The 497-nt window shown below is 32.0% G+C and carries 1 protein-coding gene; it reads right to left on the reverse strand.

Annotated features, from left to right (window positions below):
* A partial coding sequence (locus HUN22_RS17665; protein ID WP_217488229.1) for an asparagine synthase-related protein occupies window positions 1-497 on the reverse strand: 497 nt, incomplete at both ends.

Below are 497 nucleotides of genomic sequence, written 5' to 3' on the forward strand. Positions count from 1 at the left end.
ACTAAAGGTTTTGGAATGTTTTCGTCCTTAGTTCTTAAATATAAGGTATTTTCTGGATTACATTCGGTGCTTGATCTCAGATAATTCAAATATTCCTGAACATCCTCTTTAGAATACTTATTATTATTAAAATTATTTATCCACATATGGTCATCTAAACCACCATATGTAGAATCAGGACCATTAGCAAAATACAGCTGATCTACAAAATTAGAAGCATATTTAGCTAAGGCTACCACACATGGATATTGATCCCTTCCCACTGGATCTTCCATTGCCCAAATTGCTTCTGGCCATAATTCCAATAAATCAATTGGTTTAACAATTACTTCATGATGATCTGTTTTTAAATATTCAGATGTTTCTCTTGCCCCAATAATTTCTGGATCATTCTCGCCATAACCCACTGTAAATGTCTTTAAAGTTTTTTCTAATTCTTTATATTTTAACGCCATTTTTGCAGTAAAATAAGAAGAATCGATACCACTACTAAGTGT

It is taken from the genome of Acinetobacter lactucae (assembly GCF_013344765.1).
Classification (GTDB): Bacteria; Pseudomonadota; Gammaproteobacteria; order Pseudomonadales; family Moraxellaceae; genus Acinetobacter; species Acinetobacter lactucae_A.